Origin of the sequence: Enterobacter sp. CPE_E1241 (assembly GCF_045618265.1) — a bacterium.
In the GTDB taxonomy this organism is placed as follows: Bacteria; Pseudomonadota; Gammaproteobacteria; order Enterobacterales; family Enterobacteriaceae; genus Enterobacter; species Enterobacter adelaidei.
In genome coordinates this window covers 4,707,735-4,725,541 of sequence record NZ_JBIWYV010000001.1, presented here as the reverse complement: position 1 = coordinate 4,725,541, position 17,807 = coordinate 4,707,735, and the positions used below count along the sequence as shown (strand labels likewise).

Sequence of the window (17,807 nt, the reverse complement as noted above, 5' to 3'; positions counted from 1 at the left end):
AACGCGCATTTTTTTCAAAAAAGCACTAGACAGCGGGGACGGAGGTACGTAATATCCAGCCCCGCAACGGCGCTAAGCGCCCGTAGCTCAGCTGGATAGAGCGCTGCCCTCCGGAGGCAGAGGTCTCAGGTTCGAATCCTGTCGGGCGCACCATTTACCCGGTGCTGGAGCTGCGGTGGTCTGAGAAGTAGTCAGTACCGCGTGAGTTAAGAATACAGTGGTGGCTATAGCTCAGTTGGTAGAGCCCTGGATTGTGATTCCAGTTGTCGTGGGTTCGAATCCCATTAGCCACCCCATTATTGAAAGAGTTGTGAATTGCGAAGGTGGCGGAATTGGTAGACGCGCTAGCTTCAGGTGTTAGTGTCCTTAGGATGTGGGGGTTCGAGTCCCCCCCCTCGCACCACGACTTTTTAAATGAATTGAACTAAAAATTCAAAAAGCAGTACATCGGCGAGTAGCGCAGCTTGGTAGCGCAACTGGTTTGGGACCAGTGGGTCGGAGGTTCGAATCCTCTCTCGCCGACCAATTTTGAACCCCGCTTCGGCGGGGTTTTTTGTTTTCTGCTCCTTTTCATCCTGTAGCAATCCCCCGACAGCACCTACATTTATTGTCGCGATTTAGCGACATGCAATTCATTGAAAAAATAGAAAAAAATCCTTTGCTGATTTTACTGTCTCCTCCAGGAGACATATTGTTGTGTTTGCCGGATTATTGTCGGGCCTCAGAGGGTGCTTAACAGCATAATTTCCTTTTATCTTAAAATGTTGCGCGGTGTAAAAGTTCGGAGTGTTATGTTGGCACGTTACGTGCAATAATATGCGTGTAGATGCTCATTCCATCTCTTATGTTCGCCTTAGTGCCTCATAAACTCAGGAATGACGCAGAGCCATTTACGGTGCTTATCGTCCACTGACAGATGTCGCTTCGGCCTCATCAAACACCATGGACACAACGTTGAGTGAAGCACCAAATATGTTGTCTTATAGACCTGTTTTAACGCCTGCTTTTATAGCAGGCGTTTTTTTATGTCTTACTCCCGATAAAAGCACATGATCAGAGCAACGATCAGTAGAGCCACTGACGAGACGGTATAGAGTGCCTGCACTGAGCCAAACCCGGTTGCCACCATCGCTGCGATGCCGGTGAAAAGAGAGGCGCTGAGCGTTTGCCAGCGCCAGGCTTTACCGCTGGCTGAAGCGGTTTGCGTGTCATCAAAGCTACTAAGAACAGCAAACGTGCCAGCCGCAAAGAGAACATTCGAAGCCAGATGTGCGATAAAGATCATCCCCAGCGCACAGGCCAGCCCTCCGGATAAAAACGGAAGCATGCCATAAGCGGCCAGAAAGATACCGAGACAAACGATGATTCGCGGTGTGTGGGCAGCAAAGTGCGCCAGGCTGTCTCTTTTTAGCAGCATGGGGCCGCAAAGCTGTCCCATACTCCTCGCGAAAAGCAGAGGCAGCGCAAGACCCGCCGCATTCTGAGGATGGATCTGTTGCGCGAGTGCCGGAAGGAGCGCCATCGCCGGTGAACCGACGGCTGCCAGCGCTGGGAGGATGAGCAGGCTGCGTTTTTGCCGACTGGTCAACGCTCGCCAGCGTAACGCCGCAGGCGCTTTCTCTTCATCAGGGGGCGGGAGTGATGGTGCAGAAAACTGGCGCTCAGCCAGCCATAGCATTAACAGTGACCCGAGAAAGCTGGCGGCATCAACAGCCAGCAGTGTAAACACGGATGTCTTATGGAACAGCACTACGCCCAGTCCGGTTCCTAACAACACCTGAGAAGCAAAAATCACAGTTTCCAGACAGGTTGCCGCAGGTAACTCCGCTTCACTGAGACCGCGCTTAAAGAGCAACGTCAGCGCGGGCCAACTCATCCCGCTGAGCAGCGCTTCGGTGGATTGCACGGCGAGTAAAGCGGCAATGCTGTGATAACCCACGCCAAACAAGGGAAAGAGCAGGGCGAGCAAGCCCAGTCCTTCGGTCAGTATCAGCAGAGATATTGGAGAATAGCTCGAGCACAGCTTTTCACCGATCAGGCTACCGACAAATCCTGGTACCGTAGCGAAAAGAAAAGCGAGGGTTAGCAGTGCTGGCGAGGCTGACCACGCTAACAGCAAACCGAAGACCACAACCTGGGTTAAACCATTTCCCAGCGAAGTAAAGATAAAAGCACAGGCAAGCAGGCGCAGCCAGCGGTGGCCGCGCAGCGCTTCAATAAGCGCATACAAAAGCGAGTTCATGAAGATTTCCTTTCAAAAACAATTTAGTCCACGCTGCAGAATGTGCGCGTGTGTGAAAAAGGTTAATGAAAAGACATCGTTACATTGGCGGGTGCGTTTGCAGATATGGGTACAAAGAATGTAGCAGGAGATGGGCGATAAAAAAAGGAGGCCATCTGGCCTCCTGTTTATTTACTGCTGGGTACCGTTGTTTTGCAGCGTCAACAGCAACCCATCACGTCGCATGGCGGCTGCCTCTTCGGGCTTATGCTGTTTGTCCAGCGTATCGGCAAGCCATGCGTAGTCAAACGCATCCGGACGCTGTTTCAGTGCCGCGCGGAAGGCGAGGCTCGCTTCCTGCCATTCGCCATGCTTCATCAACGACTGACCCAGCGTGCTCCACAGCAGCGGACGGTCACCGACGGTTTTAATCTGCTGACGCAGCACTTTTTCAATTTGTTCTGGATTGTTGGTTTTCAGGCGTGGGATCACCATCACCAGCCGATCGTCATACTGGCGTTTGAGACCGTCGAGAAGGATCTCCTGCGCGGTGTCATGATCGTCACATTCAATAAGATGTTCTGCCATTGCCACCTGCAGTGGGATCTGCTGACGCGTTTTCCTGCTCTGATTCTTCCACCAGGTTTTCAGACCGTCGCTGCCCAAATCGGCGCGAGCCTGATCCATCAGGCCAATCCATGCCAGGCGCTGAAGCTCATCACGATGTTCATCATCACCCACTTCGGCCTTCGCCATTGATGGAATGATGTCCAGCAGTGAACCCCATGCACCGGTCCGAATATACGCCTGCTCAGCCAGACGCAGAACTTCCGGGTGACGTGGCGCAATTTCCAGCAGGCGGTCGATGCCGTGACGTGCGGCGTGATTTTCATTGCGTGCCAGTTGCAGACGAACACGCGTAATTTCCACCGGAATCGGGTCGTTAGACGCCAGTTCAGACGCACGTTCCAGGTGTTGATTAGCGCGGACTTCGTCACCCCGCTGTTGCGCGGCTTCCGCGGCCAGCAAATAGTTCACTACTGGCTGTTCGGCATGATCGGCGTTTTTTGACATCAGCTTTTCAACCTGCTGATAGTCACCTTCCGCAAGTTTCAGCAGTGCCTGTTCGGTTTGCTTACGGGCGCGGCGGCGCTTACGACCCACGAACCAGCCACGCGTATGCGCGCCGGTGCGGAAAATACGGCGCAGGACCCACTCGACAGCAAACAGCACGACCACACCGAGGATCAGAATGATCGCAAGACCTGTTACGCTGGTTTCGATGTTGTAGTTATCGGTCTGGATCAGGACGTAACCCTGATGACCGGCAAGCATTGGACCCAGCACGATCCCGGCGATCAGCAGGATGAAGAGTAAGAGGACTTTTAGCATCATTACTCTCCTTGCGGCGCGCTTTCAGGTGCAGGAGCAGGAGCGGCTCCGCCAGTTTGCTCAGCCGGTACACCTGGCTGTGCCAGCAAATTACGCACTCGCGTCTGCATCAGCTTCTCCAGAATCGGCTGGCTTTCCAGCTTATCTGGCACGTTCATGGTGATGTTCTGCTGGCTCAGTTTATCAATGTCTTCGAGGAAGGCGGTGGTCGTCGCATCATCGGTATTGTAGTAAGCGCGTACCCACGTAGAGACGTTATCCAGCGCCTGTTTGTAGGTCTCTTCCTGATGACGCGGCACGGCCTGGGCGGCAACCAGCAGGCGGGAACGAATGTTTTCGCGCAGATAAATATCCTGATTCGGCGCTAACAGCGGAACGGCGGTTTCGTCGCGACGGCGGATAGTGATAAAGCTGTCCATAAAGTTCTGCCAGCTTTTTTGCAGGTTCACACGCCATTCGCTCAGGGAGCTGGAAAGCTCGGTGCCATCGGAATCCATCGGGGAGTCGTCGTCGTTGTTATCTGCCAGCTGCAGGTTATCAATCTGATTCGAAAGCTGGTTCACTTTGAGGATAATGCCATCGTAATCCACCTGTGAGACGGCAGAGAGGCTGGCGATGTCTTCGGTGATCGCACGACGTGCGGTGATGAGGCTTGGATCGTTCATGTCCGCCAGGCTCGCATCGGCACTTTTCAGCAGTGCGGCGGCAGTGGTGACATCCTGATCGCTCCAGAGCTTACGCCCGGCGAGTTTCACCAGGAAGTCAGCCTGGGAGAGCAGCCAGGTTTTAGCATCGGTGCCGGAGATCGTCGCCACTTTCTGCTGCACGTCGCCCAGCTGTTTGGCCAACTCTTCTTGTTTACTGTTCGCATCGGCCAGTGCGGTTGCCTGCTGTTTAATCACCGCTTCCAGTTCGGTTTTCTGTGTCTCTTGCGCTTTTTGCAGAGCCGTAAGCTGATTCACCAGTGCGTCGCTGGTGGCCGTCTGGTTAGCACTCTGTTGTTTCACCAAACCGTACAGGCCAACGCCGGCCGCCAGCGCAATAGCGATGGCAATCGCGCTCAGCGCGAGGCTTTTTTTGTTGCTGCCGTTTTTCTTCTCAGCGATGTTCTCTTTCGTCTCTGGCTGTGGCGTCGCGTCCACAGTCTCCCTGGTCTCTTCAACCACGGCGGAGGATTTATCGTGTTCCGTCATTATGGCTTCCCATTTGAGAGTTATTGTAATGCGCGCAGCAGCGCATCGTTGTCGGCGTTATCAGCGATCCGAATATCCTGCCAGCCCAGTTCCCGGGCCTTGTTCGCCAGACGCTCACTGACGACCAGAAGTCGACAGCGGAGTAACCAGTTTTCGCGATACCGAAGCGGTATCAGTGCCCAAAGCTGTTGTAACATTTCGCCGCTGGTCACCACCAGCGTATTGATGCCTCGCGCGTGCCAGCGCATCGCCTCTTCCGCGCCATCGTAGTGTTTTGCACAGCGCTGATAACACTCAACGAACGTGACATCAGCTCCACGCTCCAGCAGCGTTTCACCCAACAGTTCACGTCCGCCGTTACCGCGTAAAATCAGCGCACGCTTGCCGGCAATAGTTTGTAATTCAGGTAATTGTAGCAAGACTTCGCTGATTTCCCGATCTAACGGGTAACGCACATTCGCACCGCTGATGGTATGTAAAGCCAGCGCCGTCGAGCGGCCAATCGCGAAATAGCGGGGGGCGGTTGGCCAGGTCAGACCTTGCTGTTGCAGCTGTGCGTGGGCATATTCCACGGCATGTTGCGACAGCGCGAACAGCAGATCGCCTTCCTGAAGGGTATTCATCTGGTCGGCGAGCGCAGAGAGCTCCCGACCGGGGGAGAATTCAATGAGCGGAAAACTCCAGGCCACCTGCCCCAGTGCGCGCAGACGGCTCACTAACTGCTCTCCTGCGGGAGAAGGGCGGGTGACGAGAATACTCATGCAGGGGGCTCTCCATTATAAACGTCAGCCAGAATCTCGCGGGCGCCGTTATCCAGCAGCTCTTCAGCCAGCGACACGCCAAGCAGCTCGGCATCTTGCGCTTTACCGCGACGTTCGCCGCGCACCATCTGCGAACCGTCCGGGGCGCCCACCAGCGCGCGCAGCCACAGTTCGCCATCTGTTAATTCAGCATAGCTGCCAATCGGTACCTGGCATCCCCCTTCGAGGCGGGTATTCATCGCACGTTCGGCTTTTACGCGAATAGCGGTCTCGTCATGGTTCAGAGGGGCAAGGAGTGCGCGGGTACGCGCATCGTCCAGACGGCACTCAATGCCGACGGCACCCTGGCCCACGGCCGGCAGCGACAGCTCCGGCGGCAACGCCACGCGAATGCGCGACTCCAGCCCCAGACGCTTCAGACCCGCCACCGCAAGAATAATGGCATCGTAATCGCCGTTATCCAGTTTGCTCAGACGCGTGCCGACGTTACCGCGCAGCGAGCGAATGATCAGGTCCGGACGACGCTCTGCCAACTGACACTGACGGCGTAAACTGGACGTGCCAACCACACTGCCCTCAGGCAGCGCATCAAGCGAGTCATAGTGGTTAGAGACAAACGCGTCACGCGGGTCTTCGCGCTCGCAGATCGTCACCAGACCCAGCCCTTCCGGAAACTCGACGGGCACGTCTTTCATCGAATGTACGGCAATATCAGCGCGGTTCTCAAGCAATGCCAGTTCCAGTTCTTTGACAAACAGGCCTTTGCCGCCCACTTTCGCCAGCGGCGTATCAAGGATCACATCACCACGCGTGACCATCGGCACCAGCTCGACGCGCAATCCAATGTGGCAGGCTTCAAGGCGCTGCTTCACATAATGTGCCTGCCAGAGCGCAAGAGGGCTTTGGCGTGTGGCAATTCTCAAAACATTGTCTAACATGCTTGTTACCGTCATTATCAATCGCTAACCATCCTAACATTGTTGACTCTGGGATGGCAGTTTTACGGTTGATGAAGAGTGAGAGGGACAAGGCGGCGTATTCGTCAGCCATAGCCGTATTCAGGAATTTACACGTACAGAACGGTGCTACACTTGTATGTAGCGCATCTTTCTTTACGGTCAATCGGCAAGGTGTTAAATTGATCACGTTTTAGACCATTTTTTCGTCGGTACCACCAAAAATGATAAGGGCGAAAAAGGGTAACGGTTATCTTTTTGAAATACTGCGGGTCCGCTGTTATTCGTGTTTTGAATAGTTTGCGACACCCGGAAACATCAGGCGATACGTCTTGTACCTCTATATTGAGACTCTGAAACAGAGACTGGATGCCATAAATCAACTGCGTGTGGATCGCGCGCTTGCTGCTATGGGCCCTGCTTTCCAGCAGGTATACAGTCTGCTGCCGACATTATTGCACTATCACCATCCGCTGATGCCGGGTTACCTCGACGGTAACGTTCCCCAGGGCATTTGCCTTTTCACGCCTGATGAAACCCAACAGCATTATCTGAATGAGCTGGAACTCTACCGTGGCATGCCGCCGCAGGAGTCCCCGAAAGGTGAACTGCCGATTACCGGCGTTTACTCTATGGGAAGTACCTCATCGGTAGGGCAAAGCTGTTCTTCTGACCTGGACATCTGGGTCTGCCATCAATCCTGGCTCGATAACGAAGAGCGTCAGCTGCTGCAGCGTAAATGCAGCCTGCTGGAGAGCTGGGCTGCGTCGCTCGGCGTGGAAGTGAGTTTCTTCCTGATTGATGAAAACCGTTTCCGTCATAACGAAAGCGGCAGTCTGGGTGGTGAGGACTGCGGCTCGACCCAGCACATTTTGTTGCTGGATGAATTTTACCGTACTGCCGTTCGTCTGGCCGGTAAGCGTATTCTTTGGAATATGGTGCCGTGCGAAGAAGAAGAGCATTACGACGATTACGTCATGTCGCTGTATGCGCAGGGCGTGCTGACGCCAAACGAATGGCTGGACCTGGGCGGCCTGAGCTCTCTCTCGGCCGAAGAGTACTTTGGCGCGAGCCTCTGGCAGCTCTATAAGAGCATTGACTCCCCGTATAAAGCGGTGCTGAAAACGCTGCTGCTCGAAGCCTACTCCTGGGAATACCCTACGCCGCGCCTGCTGGCGAAAGACATCAAACAGCGTCTGCACGATGGCGAGATTGTCTCCTTCGGACTTGATGCCTACTGCATGATGCTCGAACGCGTCACCGAATACCTGAATGCCATTGAGGACACCACGCGTCTTGACCTGGTGCGTCGATGTTTCTATCTCAAAGTCTGTGAAAAACTGAGCCGCGAACGCGCCTGCGTTGGCTGGCGTCGTGAAGTGGTCAGTCAGTTAGTCAAAGAGTGGGGATGGGACGAAGAGCGTCTGTCCATGCTCGACAACCGCGCCAACTGGAAAATCGACCAGGTGCGTGAAGCGCACAACGAACTGCTCGATGCGATGATGCAAAGCTACCGTAACCTGATCCGCTTTGCGCGCCGCAATAATCTCAGTGTCTCCGCCAGCCCGCAGGATATCGGGGTGTTGACCCGTAAACTGTACGCTGCGTTTGAAGCGTTGCCAGGTAAAGTCACGCTGGTTAACCCGCAGATTTCGCCTGACCTGTCTGAACCGAATCTGACGTTTATCTATGTGCCGCCGGGACGCGCGAACCGCACCGGGTGGTATCTGTACAACCGTGCGCCAAGCATGGATTCGATCATCAGCCATCAGCCGCTGGAGTATAACCGCTACCTGAACAAGCTGGTGGCCTGGGCCTGGTTTAACGGCCTGCTGACTTCACGTACCCGTTTGTTCATCAAGGGTAACGAGGTCGTCGATTTAGCCAAACTGCAGGAGATGGTAGCGGATGTGTCCCATCACTTCCCGCTGCGCCTGCCTGCGCCAACGCCAAAAGCGCTCTACAGCCCGTGTGAAATCCGCCATCTGGCGATTATCGTCAACCTGGAATACGACCCGACGGCGGCTTTCCGCAATCAGGTGGTTCATTTTGATTTCCGCAAGCTGGATGTTTTCAGCTTTGGTGAGCAGCAAAATTGCCTGGTGGGCAGCGTTGACCTGCTGTACCGCAACTCGTGGAACGAAGTGCGTACCCTGCATTTCAACGGCGAGCAGGCGATGATCGAAGCGCTGAAAACCATTCTCGGTAAGATGCACCAGGATGCCGCGCCGCCGGACAGCGTAGAAGTGTTCTGCTACAGCCAGCACCTGCGCGGGTTGATTCGTACTCGTGTGCAGCAGCTGGTCTCTGAATGTATTGAACTGCGCCTCTCCAGTACTCGCCAGGAAACCGGACGCTTTAAAGCGCTGCGCGTCTCCGGTCAGACCTGGGGCTTGTTCTTTGAACGTCTGAATGTGTCGGTACAGAAACTGGAAAACGCTATCGAATTTTATGGCGCAATTTCGCACAACAAGCTGCATGGCCTGTCCGTGCAGGTGGAAACCAACCACGTCAAACTGCCGCAGGTGGTGGATGGTTTTGCCAGCGAAGGGATTATTCAGTTCTTCTTTGAAGAGTCGGGCGACGATGCCGGTTTCAACATCTACATTCTGGATGAGACCAACCGCGCCGAGGTCTATCACCACTGTGAAGGCAGTAAAGAGGAGCTGGTGCGCGACGTCAGCCGCTTCTATTCCTCTTCACACGACCGCTTCACCTATGGCTCAAGCTTTATCAACTTCAACCTGCCGCAGTTCTACCAGATTGTGAACGTCGATGGCCGCGTGCAGGTGATCCCGTTCCGGACCCAGGCCGTCACGCCTGCGGTGCCTGCAAATCAGGACACCACGCCACTGTTGCAGCAGTATTTCTCCTGAGTCTTTTCGCCCGGTAAGCGTAAGCACCACCGGGCAACAAAACTACCTGAAACTCACGACCTCACCCGCCTGCGCGGTCGCCGCCTGCTCCAGCAGATCCCAGAACGTGACGCCGCTACGGTCGCAAACCCATTCACCGTCTTTCAGGTCGAAATGGTAGCCACCCTGTTTGGCTGCCAGCCATACCTGGTGAAGCGGCTCCTGACGGTTAATAATAATTTTGCTGCCGTTTTCGAAGCTCAGGGTCAGGATACCGCCGTTGATTTCACAATCGATATCGCTGTCGCCGTCCCAGTCGTCAAGACGTTCTTCGATGGTCATCCACAGGTTGTCGGCAAGGCGATGGAATTCACTGTCGTTCATAGTTTTGTTCCTGTTTTTCGTGATGGCGGCAGTATAACGCTAAATAATTCCCGTTGCAGGAAAGCGGCAAACTCTTGCTTTTGTGTCTTCTCCTGCGATGATAGAACCAGATTTGAACTTACGGGCAATTTTATAATGAAAAACGCTTTTCGAACGCTTGCCGTTCTCATCACGCTGTTTAGCCTGACTGGCTGTGGACTGAAAGGACCACTGTATTTCCCGCCAGCGGATAAAACCGCACCGCCGCCGACGAAACCTGTGCAAAGCGGCATTGAGTCTTCTACGCCAGATACTAACGATCGTGGCGACAACGGTGGCCCGACTCAGGTTAATCTCTGACGACAACGTTCTGTACCCGCGCAATGGAGCAAATGATGCAGTTCTCTAAAATGCATGGCCTTGGCAACGATTTTATGGTCGTCGACGCGGTAACGCAGAATGTGTTTTTCTCCCCGGAACTGATCCGTCGCCTGGCGGATCGGCATCTGGGCGTGGGGTTCGATCAGCTGCTGGTTGTTGAGCCGCCGTACGATCCCGACCTCGATTTTCACTACCGTATTTTTAACGCGGACGGCAGTGAGGTTAACCAGTGCGGCAATGGCGCGCGCTGTTTTGCCCGCTTTGTTCGCCTGAAAGGGCTAACCAACAAACGTGATATCCGCGTCAGCACCGCCAATGGTCGCATGGTGCTCAGCGTGACTGATGACGAACTGGTTCGCGTTAACATGGGTGAACCTAACTTCGAGCCTTCGGCAGTACCGTTCCGCGCAAACAAAGCGGAAAAGACCTATATTATGCGTGCGGCCGAGCAGACAGTATTGTGCGGCGTCGTCTCGATGGGTAACCCACACTGCGTGATTCAGGTTGATGATGTGGAAACCGCCGCCGTCGAAACGCTCGGCCCGGTGCTGGAAAGCCACGAGCGTTTTCCGGAGCGCGCGAACATCGGTTTTATGCAGGTGGTGAAGCGTGAGCACATCCGTCTGCGGGTTTACGAGCGCGGCGCGGGCGAAACTCAGGCCTGCGGAAGCGGTGCCTGTGCTGCTGTGGCCGTTGGCATCTCGCAAGGGTTACTGGCAGAAGACGTTCGCGTGGAGTTACCAGGTGGTCGGCTTGATATCGCCTGGAAAGGACCGGGTCATCCACTGTATATGACTGGCCCGGCGGCACATGTCTATGACGGGTTTATCCATCTATGAAACAACCAGGGGAAGAACTGCAGGAAACAGCGACGGAACTGGACGACAGAGCTGTTGTTGATTATCTGCTGCGCAATCCTGAGTTTTTTATTCGCAATGCACGCGTCGTCGAACAGATGCGAGTGCCGCATCCGGTTCGTGAGACCGTGTCGTTGGTCGAATGGCACATGGCACGCTCGCGCAACCACATCAATCAGCTCGAAGAGAACATGACGCTGCTGATGGAACAGGCCAGCACCAACGAAAGTCTGTTCTATCGTCTGCTGCATCTGCAGGCGCGTCTGGCGTCGGCGCACAGCCTTGAAGAGTTCCTGAGTCGCTTCCACCGCTGGGCGCGCGAGCTTGGGCTGGCGGGCGCAACGATTCGTCTTTTCCCTGACCGCTGGCGTATTGGTGCGCCGTCTGGTTTTACCCATCTGGCTCTCAGCCGTCAGGCGTTCGAACCGCTGCGTATTCAGCGTCTGGGCCACGAGCACCACTACCTGGGGCCGCTAAACGGACCTGAGCTGCTGGTGGTATTACCGGAAGCCAAAGCGATTGGCTCGGTGGCGATGTCGCTGATGGGGCGCGATGGCGATTTGGGCGTGATGTTATTTACCAGCCGCGATGCGCATCATTATGAGCAGGGGCAAGCTACGCACCTGTTACAAGAGATCGCTCTGATGCTGCCTGAGCTGCTGGAGCGCTGGATTGAGCGCGTATGACGGACGGACTACTCACCACTGACGTCACGCGCTTTCTGCGCTATCTGGGCGTGGAGCGTCAGCTTAGCCCGATTACGCTACTGAACTATCAGCGTCAGCTTGATGCCATCATGCAGATTGCCGAAGAGATCGGCCTGAAAAGCTGGCAACAATGTGACGCTGCAACCGTGCGAGCCTTTGTGGTGCGTAGTCGACGCAAGGGACTCGGCCCGGCGAGTCTGGCACTCAGGCTCTCTGCATTACGCAGTTTCTTCGACTGGCTGGTCAGCCAGGGTGGGTTAAAAGCCAACCCGGCAAAAGGAATTGCCACACCAAAAGCGCCGCGCCATTTACCCAAAAATATTGACGTTGACGATGTGAATCGCCTGCTGGATATTGATCTTAACGATCCGCTGGCCGTGCGTGACCGCGCAATGCTGGAGGTGATGTACGGCGCCGGTCTGCGTCTATCTGAGCTGGTCAATCTTGATTTAAAACATCTCGACCTGGACACCGGCGAAGTGTGGGTGATGGGTAAGGGCAGCAAAGAGCGCCGTCTGCCGATTGGCCGCAATGCGGTCTCCTGGATTGAGCACTGGCTGGATCTGCGCGGGCTGTTTGGCGCGGAAGAAGATGCGCTGTTCCTGTCGAAACTCGGTAAGCGGATCTCAGCGCGTAACGTGCAGAAGCGCTTTGCGGAGTGGGGCATCAAGCAGGGGCTGAACAGCCATGTTCACCCGCACAAGCTGCGCCATTCATTCGCGACACATATGCTTGAATCGAGCGGTGATCTGCGCGGCGTGCAGGAATTGCTCGGCCACGCGAATCTGTCGACCACTCAGATCTATACCCACTTAGACTTCCAACACCTTGCCTCGGTGTATGACGCGGCGCATCCACGCGCCAAACGGGGGAAATAATGCGTTTTTACCGCCCACTCGGGCAGATCTCAGCTCTGACCTTTGACCTGGATGACACCCTTTATGACAACCGCGAGGTAATTCTGCGTACTGAGCAGGAGTCACTGGCGTTTGTGCAGAACTACCATCCGGCGTTGAAGACGATGCAGAACAAGGATTTCCAGAAGCTGCGCCAATCCTTGCGGGAGACCGAACCCGACATTTACCACGACGTGACCGAATGGCGTCGCCGTGCGGTAGAGCAAGCCATGCTCAACGTCGGCATGAGTGCGCGTGATGCCGCGATTGGCGCTGAAGCGTCGATGGAAAACTTTGCCAAATGGCGTAGCCGTATCGACGTGCCACAGGAAACTCACGACACGCTGGCTGCTCTGGCCGAAAAATGGCCGCTGGTGGCGATCACCAATGGTAATGCCCAGCCGGAGCTGTTTGGCCTTGGCGATTACTTCAAATTTGTGCTGCGTGCCGGCCCGCATGGGCGCTCCAAACCATTCAGCGATATGTATCATCTGGCGGCAGAAAAACTGAATCTGTCGTTGGGTGAAATTCTGCACGTAGGCGATGACCTGACCACTGACGTGGCCGGTGCAATCCGCTGCGGTATGCAGGCCTGCTGGATCAAGCCGGAAAACGCTGACCTGATGATCGCCTCCGATAGCCGTCTTCTGCCGCACGTGGAAATTTCGCGGTTGGCATCCCTCACGACGCTGATATAATCATCAATTGTTCTGTATAAATTAACAGGGTTTTGGCGAGTAGAAATATTCGCCTGCCCGACACGACGTGACGGTGCCAATGGACGTTTCTTACCTGCTCGACAGCCTTAATGACAAACAGCGTGAAGCCGTAGCGGCCTCGCGTACTAACCTGCTGGTGCTGGCTGGGGCGGGCAGTGGTAAGACGCGCGTGCTGGTTCACCGTATCGCCTGGTTACAGAGCGTGGAGAACTGTTCGCCATACTCCATCATGGCGGTAACCTTTACCAACAAGGCGGCGGCAGAGATGCGCCACCGTATCGCACAGCTGATGGGCACCAGCCAGGGCGGCATGTGGGTGGGGACTTTCCACGGCCTGGCGCACCGTCTGCTGCGCGCGCACCATATGGATGCCAACCTGCCGCAGGATTTCCAGATCCTCGACAGCGAAGATCAGCTCCGTTTGCTGAAGCGCCTGATCAAGGCGATGAACCTCGACGAGAAGCAGTGGCCGCCGCGTCAGGCGATGTGGTACATCAACGGTCAGAAAGACGAGGGGCTGCGCCCGCACCATATTCAGAGCTTCGGCAACCCGGTCGAGCAGACCTGGCAGAACGTCTACAAGGCCTATCAGGAAGCGTGCGATCGCGCCGGTCTGGTGGACTTCGCGGAGCTGCTGCTGCGCGCTCACGAACTGTGGCTTAACAAACCACACATCCTGCAGCACTACCGTGAACGCTTTACCAATATCCTGGTGGACGAATTCCAGGATACCAACAACATCCAGTATGCGTGGATCCGCCTGCTGGCCGGTGATACCGGTAAGGTGATGATCGTTGGCGATGACGACCAGTCCATCTACGGCTGGCGTGGGGCGCAAGTGGAGAACATCCAGCGCTTCCTCAACGATTTCCCCGGTGCACAGACCATCCGTCTGGAACAGAACTACCGCTCAACCAGCAATATTCTGAGCGCGGCCAACGCCCTGATTGAAAACAACAACGGGCGTCTGGGTAAAAAGCTGTGGACCGATGGCGTCGACGGCGAACCGATTTCCATTTACTGCGCCTTCAACGAGCTCGACGAAGCCCGCTTCGTGGTGAATCGCATCAAAACCTGGCAGGACAATGGCGGTGTGCTGGAGCAGTGCGCCATTCTTTACCGCAGCAACGCCCAGTCGCGCGTGCTGGAAGAAGCGCTGCTGCAGGTGGGCATGCCGTACCGTATCTACGGCGGTATGCGCTTCTTCGAACGCCAGGAAATCAAAGATGCGCTCTCGTATTTGCGCCTGATCGCGAACCGTAACGACGACGCGGCCTTTGAGCGTGTGGTGAATACGCCAACCCGTGGTATCGGTGACCGTACGCTGGACGTCGTACGTCAGGCATCGCGCGACCGCCAGCTGACACTGTGGCAGGCGTGCCGCGAGCTGCTGCAGGAAAAAGCGCTCGCCGGCCGTGCCGCCAGCGCCCTGCAGCGCTTCCTTGAGCTGATTGACGCTCTGGCGCAGGAAACGGCCGACATGCCGCTGCACGTGCAGACCGACCGGGTGATTAAAGACTCCGGCCTGAGAACCATGTACGAGCAGGAAAAGGGCGAGAAGGGCCAGACCCGTATTGAGAACTTAGAGGAACTGGTCACGGCGACGCGCCAGTTCAGCTACAACGAAGAAGACGAAGACCTGATGCCGCTGCAGGCGTTCCTCTCTCACGCCGCGCTGGAGGCGGGCGAAGGGCAGGCGGATACCTGGCAGGATGCGGTTCAACTGATGACCCTGCACTCCGCCAAAGGTCTGGAGTTCCCGCAGGTGTTTATCGTCGGTATGGAAGAGGGGATGTTCCCGAGCCAGATGTCGCTGGATGAAGGTGGCCGTCTGGAAGAGGAGCGTCGTCTGGCCTATGTGGGCGTCACCCGTGCGATGCAAAAGCTGACGCTGACCTACGCCGAAACCCGACGTCTGTACGGTAAAGAGGTGTATCATCGTCCATCGCGCTTTATTGGCGAGTTGCCGGAAGAGTGTGTGGAAGAGGTGCGTCTGCGTGCGAGCATCAGCCGTCCGGTCAGCCATCAGCGTATGGGCTCGCCGATTGCGGAAACCGACACCGGCTACAAGCTGGGCCAGCGCGTGCGCCATTCGAAGTTTGGCGAAGGTACCATTGTGAATCTGGAAGGCAGCGGCGAGCACAGCCGCCTGCAGGTGGCGTTCCAGGGGCAGGGGATCAAATGGCTGGTGGCGGCCTATGCGAAGCTGGAAACAGTCTAACATTCAGAAAAATATAATTTTTTTGTAATAATCTGCTAGCCTTATACATTGAAGGTCAATTAATGCCCTTCAGCGTCCCGTTGCGTGTTGACGCCACAGTTATTGCTGGCGTAACATGCGCGCACGATTACGCTAAGAGGACATTCGCCTTGGACACACCCAGTAGATACTGGCTCAATTCCCTGTCATCCAGGAACAACTCCTAAGGCTATCTCCTCTTGCTGATGGCCTTAGTGGTTGTCAGCGACCTGTATTATTCCCGTCGCGCTGAGTCAGGCTGTTTAATGGTCTGAAACCCAATTTGTTTCTGTGTGCCCACCGAACTGTCCGATATTTTTTGCATTGGGAGTCCCGGTCATGTTGAGCGCATTTCAACTCGAAAATAACCGACTGACTCGGCTTGAAGCCGAAGAGTCACAGCCCCTCATTGATGCCGTATGGGTGGATCTGGTCGAGCCGGACGACGATGAACGCCTTCGCGTACAATCTGAGCTGGGACAAAGCCTGGCGACTCGCCCGGAACTGGAAGATATCGAAGCATCTGCGCGTTTTTTTGAAGATGAAGACGGTCTGCACATCCACTCCTTCTTCTTCTTTGAAGACGCCGAAGACCACGCGGGCAACTCCACCGTGGCATTTACCATCCGCGATGGTCGCTTGTTTACGCTGCGTGAACGCGAACTGCCTGCGTTTCGTCTCTATCGCATGCGCGCCCGTAGCCAGGCGATGGTGGACGGCAATGCCTATGAGCTGCTGCTTGACCTGTTCGAAACCAAAATTGAACAGCTGGCTGATGAGATTGAAAACATCTACAGCGATCTGGAAAAGCTGAGCCGCGTGATCATGGAAGGCCATCAGGGTGATGAGTACGACGAAGCACTCTCCACGCTGGCGGAGCTGGAAGATATCGGCTGGAAGGTGCGTTTGTGTTTGATGGATACCCAGCGTGCGCTGAACTTCCTGGTGCGTAAAGCGCGTCTGCCGGGTGGTCAGCTGGAGCAGGCGCGTGAGATTTTACGAGATATCGAATCCCTGCTGCCGCACAACGAATCCCTGTTCCAGAAGGTGAACTTCCTGATGCAGGCGGCGATGGGCTTTATCAACATCGAGCAGAACCGCATTATCAAGATCTTCTCGGTGGTTTCCGTGGTATTCCTGCCACCGACGCTGGTGGCGTCGAGCTACGGGATGAACTTTGAGTTTATGCCGGAGCTGAAGTGGAGTTTTGGTTACCCTGGCGCGATTATCTTTATGATCCTCGCCGGGCTGGCGCCGTATCTGTACTTTAAGCGTCGTAACTGGCTGTAAAAATCTGGCGGGTAGCGCTACGCTTACCCGCCCTACAAAACACCTACATTCCTCTGCGGGTCCTGCGCTGGGTATAAATGGCATCGGCAACGAAAATCGCCAGCGCCACCCAGATAAAGGCGAACGTCACCATCTTATCCGCCCCCGGCACTTCGCCGTAAAACACCACTGCCAGCAGGAACATCAGCGTCGGGCCAATGTACTGGAAGAAGCCCAGCGTGGAGAGACGCAGGCGCGTTGCCGCTCCGGTAAAGCACAACAATGGAATGGTGGTCACCACACCTGCTGCCATCAGCATCAGGTTCAGCGACCATGGGTTGCTGCCCATGTGGCTGGTGGCGCTGTCAGCGATACCAAACAGGTAAATTGCCGCGACCGGCAGCAGCCACAGGGTTTCAAACAGCATCCCGGTTTGTGCTTCCACCGCGATTTTCTTACGCACCAGACCGTAGAACGCAAAGCTGAACGCCAGCCCCAGCGCGATGATCGGCAGTGAACCGAAGGTCCATAGCTGCACCAGTACGCCGCAGAATGCAAGGATCACCGCCAGCCACTGCATACGTCGGAAGCGTTCACCGAGGAAAATCATCCCCAGCACAATGTTCACCAATGGGTTAATAAAGTAACCGAGGCTCGCTTCAAGCATATGGTGGTTATTCACGGCCCAGATAAACAGCAGCCAGTTACCGCCAATCAGCACCGCAGAGAGCGCCAGCAGGAAAATTTTCTTCGGTGTTTGCAGCAGCGTTTTGACACCCGACCACTGACGGCTGAGGCTCATTAGCGCGATCATAAAGAAGAACGACCAGATGACGCGGTGAGTGAGGATCTCATCAGCCGGAACGTAGGCAATAAGCTTGAAATACGCCGGGGCGATACCCCAAATAAAATAAGCGGCAAGAGCGAGTAAAACGCCCTGCCGCGTCTGTTTAGCATCCATCGGGAAAATCCGTTACAAAAAAGTGAATTAATTTTAC

16 protein-coding genes and 4 tRNA genes are annotated in these 17,807 nt (G+C 55.4%); 13 read left to right on the top strand and 7 right to left on the bottom strand.

Annotated features, from left to right (window positions below):
- The first annotated feature begins 76 nt into the window (after positions 1-76).
- From ACJ9Y9_RS23105 to ACJ9Y9_RS23090, 4 genes are all read left to right on the top strand, one after another.
- A tRNA-Arg gene (locus tag ACJ9Y9_RS23105) sits at positions 77-153 on the top strand.
- A gap of 67 nt (positions 154-220) precedes the next feature.
- Positions 221-296 (top strand) — tRNA-His (locus ACJ9Y9_RS23100).
- A gap of 21 nt (positions 297-317) precedes the next feature.
- Positions 318-403, top strand: a tRNA-Leu gene (locus ACJ9Y9_RS23095).
- Between the two features lie 45 nt (positions 404-448).
- Positions 449-525, top strand: a tRNA-Pro gene (locus ACJ9Y9_RS23090).
- A gap of 505 nt (positions 526-1,030) precedes the next feature.
- On the opposite strand, the gene ACJ9Y9_RS23085 is transcribed toward ACJ9Y9_RS23090, so the two are convergent.
- The 5 genes from ACJ9Y9_RS23085 to hemC all read right to left on the bottom strand — a co-directional run bounded on the left by ACJ9Y9_RS23085 (position 1,031) and on the right by hemC (position 6,505).
- Entirely contained in the window at positions 1,031-2,242 is a 1,212-nt protein-coding gene (locus tag ACJ9Y9_RS23085) for a hypothetical protein (protein ID WP_028018198.1), read from the bottom strand.
- Positions 2,243-2,413: 171 nt separating this feature from the next.
- Entirely contained in the window at positions 2,414-3,613 is a 1,200-nt protein-coding gene (hemY, locus tag ACJ9Y9_RS23080; RefSeq protein WP_028018197.1) for a protoheme IX biogenesis protein HemY, read from the bottom strand.
- 2 nt (positions 3,614-3,615) lie between these two features.
- Positions 3,616-4,806, bottom strand: a complete 1,191-nt coding sequence (gene hemX, locus ACJ9Y9_RS23075; protein WP_028018196.1) for a uroporphyrinogen-III C-methyltransferase — start codon at positions 4,804-4,806, stop codon at positions 3,616-3,618.
- 20 nt (positions 4,807-4,826) lie between these two features.
- Positions 4,827-5,567, bottom strand: coding sequence for a uroporphyrinogen-III synthase (hemD, locus tag ACJ9Y9_RS23070; protein WP_028018195.1), 741 nt, complete (start codon positions 5,565-5,567; stop codon positions 4,827-4,829).
- The gene (gene hemC, locus ACJ9Y9_RS23065) at positions 5,564-6,505 is read right to left on the bottom strand and encodes a hydroxymethylbilane synthase (RefSeq protein WP_032666885.1); all 942 of its coding nucleotides are present in this window, start codon (positions 6,503-6,505) and stop codon (positions 5,564-5,566) included. The genes hemD and hemC overlap by 4 nt, the downstream gene beginning before the upstream one ends.
- Before the next feature lie 350 nt (positions 6,506-6,855).
- Between hemC and cyaA the strand changes: the two genes are divergently transcribed.
- On the top strand, positions 6,856-9,399 hold the full coding sequence (gene cyaA, locus ACJ9Y9_RS23060) for a class I adenylate cyclase (RefSeq protein ID WP_028018193.1): 2,544 nt from the start codon (positions 6,856-6,858) through the stop codon (positions 9,397-9,399).
- Between the two features lie 42 nt (positions 9,400-9,441).
- Here the strand turns inward: cyaA and cyaY are convergent, their stop codons facing one another.
- A complete protein-coding gene (cyaY, locus tag ACJ9Y9_RS23055; protein WP_028018192.1) occupies positions 9,442-9,762 on the bottom strand; it encodes an iron donor protein CyaY in 321 nt (106 codons plus the stop codon).
- A 135-nt stretch (positions 9,763-9,897) separates the two neighbouring features.
- Between cyaY and lptM the strand changes: the two genes are divergently transcribed.
- The 8 genes from lptM to corA all read left to right on the top strand — a co-directional run bounded on the left by lptM (position 9,898) and on the right by corA (position 16,830).
- Complete coding sequence (gene lptM, locus ACJ9Y9_RS23050) at positions 9,898-10,101, top strand: LPS translocon maturation chaperone LptM (RefSeq protein ID WP_028018191.1); 204 nt, start codon at positions 9,898-9,900, stop codon at positions 10,099-10,101.
- A 35-nt stretch (positions 10,102-10,136) separates the two neighbouring features.
- The gene (dapF, locus tag ACJ9Y9_RS23045) at positions 10,137-10,961 is read left to right on the top strand and encodes a diaminopimelate epimerase (RefSeq protein ID WP_028018190.1); all 825 of its coding nucleotides are present in this window, start codon (positions 10,137-10,139) and stop codon (positions 10,959-10,961) included.
- Positions 10,958-11,665: a DUF484 domain-containing protein gene (locus ACJ9Y9_RS23040; RefSeq protein ID WP_028018189.1), complete on the top strand. Its 708-nt coding sequence runs from the start codon at positions 10,958-10,960 to the stop codon at positions 11,663-11,665. Before dapF ends, ACJ9Y9_RS23040 begins: the two co-directional genes overlap by 4 nt.
- The gene (xerC, locus tag ACJ9Y9_RS23035; RefSeq protein WP_028018188.1) at positions 11,662-12,564 is read left to right on the top strand and encodes a tyrosine recombinase XerC; all 903 of its coding nucleotides are present in this window, start codon (positions 11,662-11,664) and stop codon (positions 12,562-12,564) included. Before ACJ9Y9_RS23040 ends, xerC begins: the two co-directional genes overlap by 4 nt.
- Entirely contained in the window at positions 12,564-13,280 is a 717-nt protein-coding gene (gene yigB / locus ACJ9Y9_RS23030; RefSeq protein ID WP_028018187.1) for a 5-amino-6-(5-phospho-D-ribitylamino)uracil phosphatase YigB, read from the top strand. The genes xerC and yigB overlap by 1 nt, the downstream gene beginning before the upstream one ends.
- A gap of 79 nt (positions 13,281-13,359) precedes the next feature.
- Positions 13,360-15,522 carry a DNA helicase II gene (uvrD, locus tag ACJ9Y9_RS23025; protein WP_028018186.1) on the top strand — a complete coding sequence of 721 codons (2,163 nt, stop codon included), beginning with the start codon at positions 13,360-13,362 and terminating at the stop codon, positions 15,520-15,522.
- A 149-nt stretch (positions 15,523-15,671) separates the two neighbouring features.
- Complete coding sequence (ysgD, locus tag ACJ9Y9_RS23020) at positions 15,672-15,728, top strand: YsgD/CorL family protein (RefSeq protein WP_212743980.1); 57 nt, start codon at positions 15,672-15,674, stop codon at positions 15,726-15,728.
- Positions 15,729-15,879: 151 nt separating this feature from the next.
- The gene (gene corA / locus ACJ9Y9_RS23015) at positions 15,880-16,830 is read left to right on the top strand and encodes a magnesium/cobalt transporter CorA (RefSeq protein WP_008501540.1); all 951 of its coding nucleotides are present in this window, start codon (positions 15,880-15,882) and stop codon (positions 16,828-16,830) included.
- 43 nt (positions 16,831-16,873) lie between these two features.
- On the opposite strand, the gene rarD is transcribed toward corA, so the two are convergent.
- On the bottom strand, positions 16,874-17,770 hold the full coding sequence (gene rarD / locus ACJ9Y9_RS23010) for an EamA family transporter RarD (RefSeq protein WP_028018185.1): 897 nt from the start codon (positions 17,768-17,770) through the stop codon (positions 16,874-16,876).
- Between the last annotated feature and the right edge of the window lie 37 nt (positions 17,771-17,807).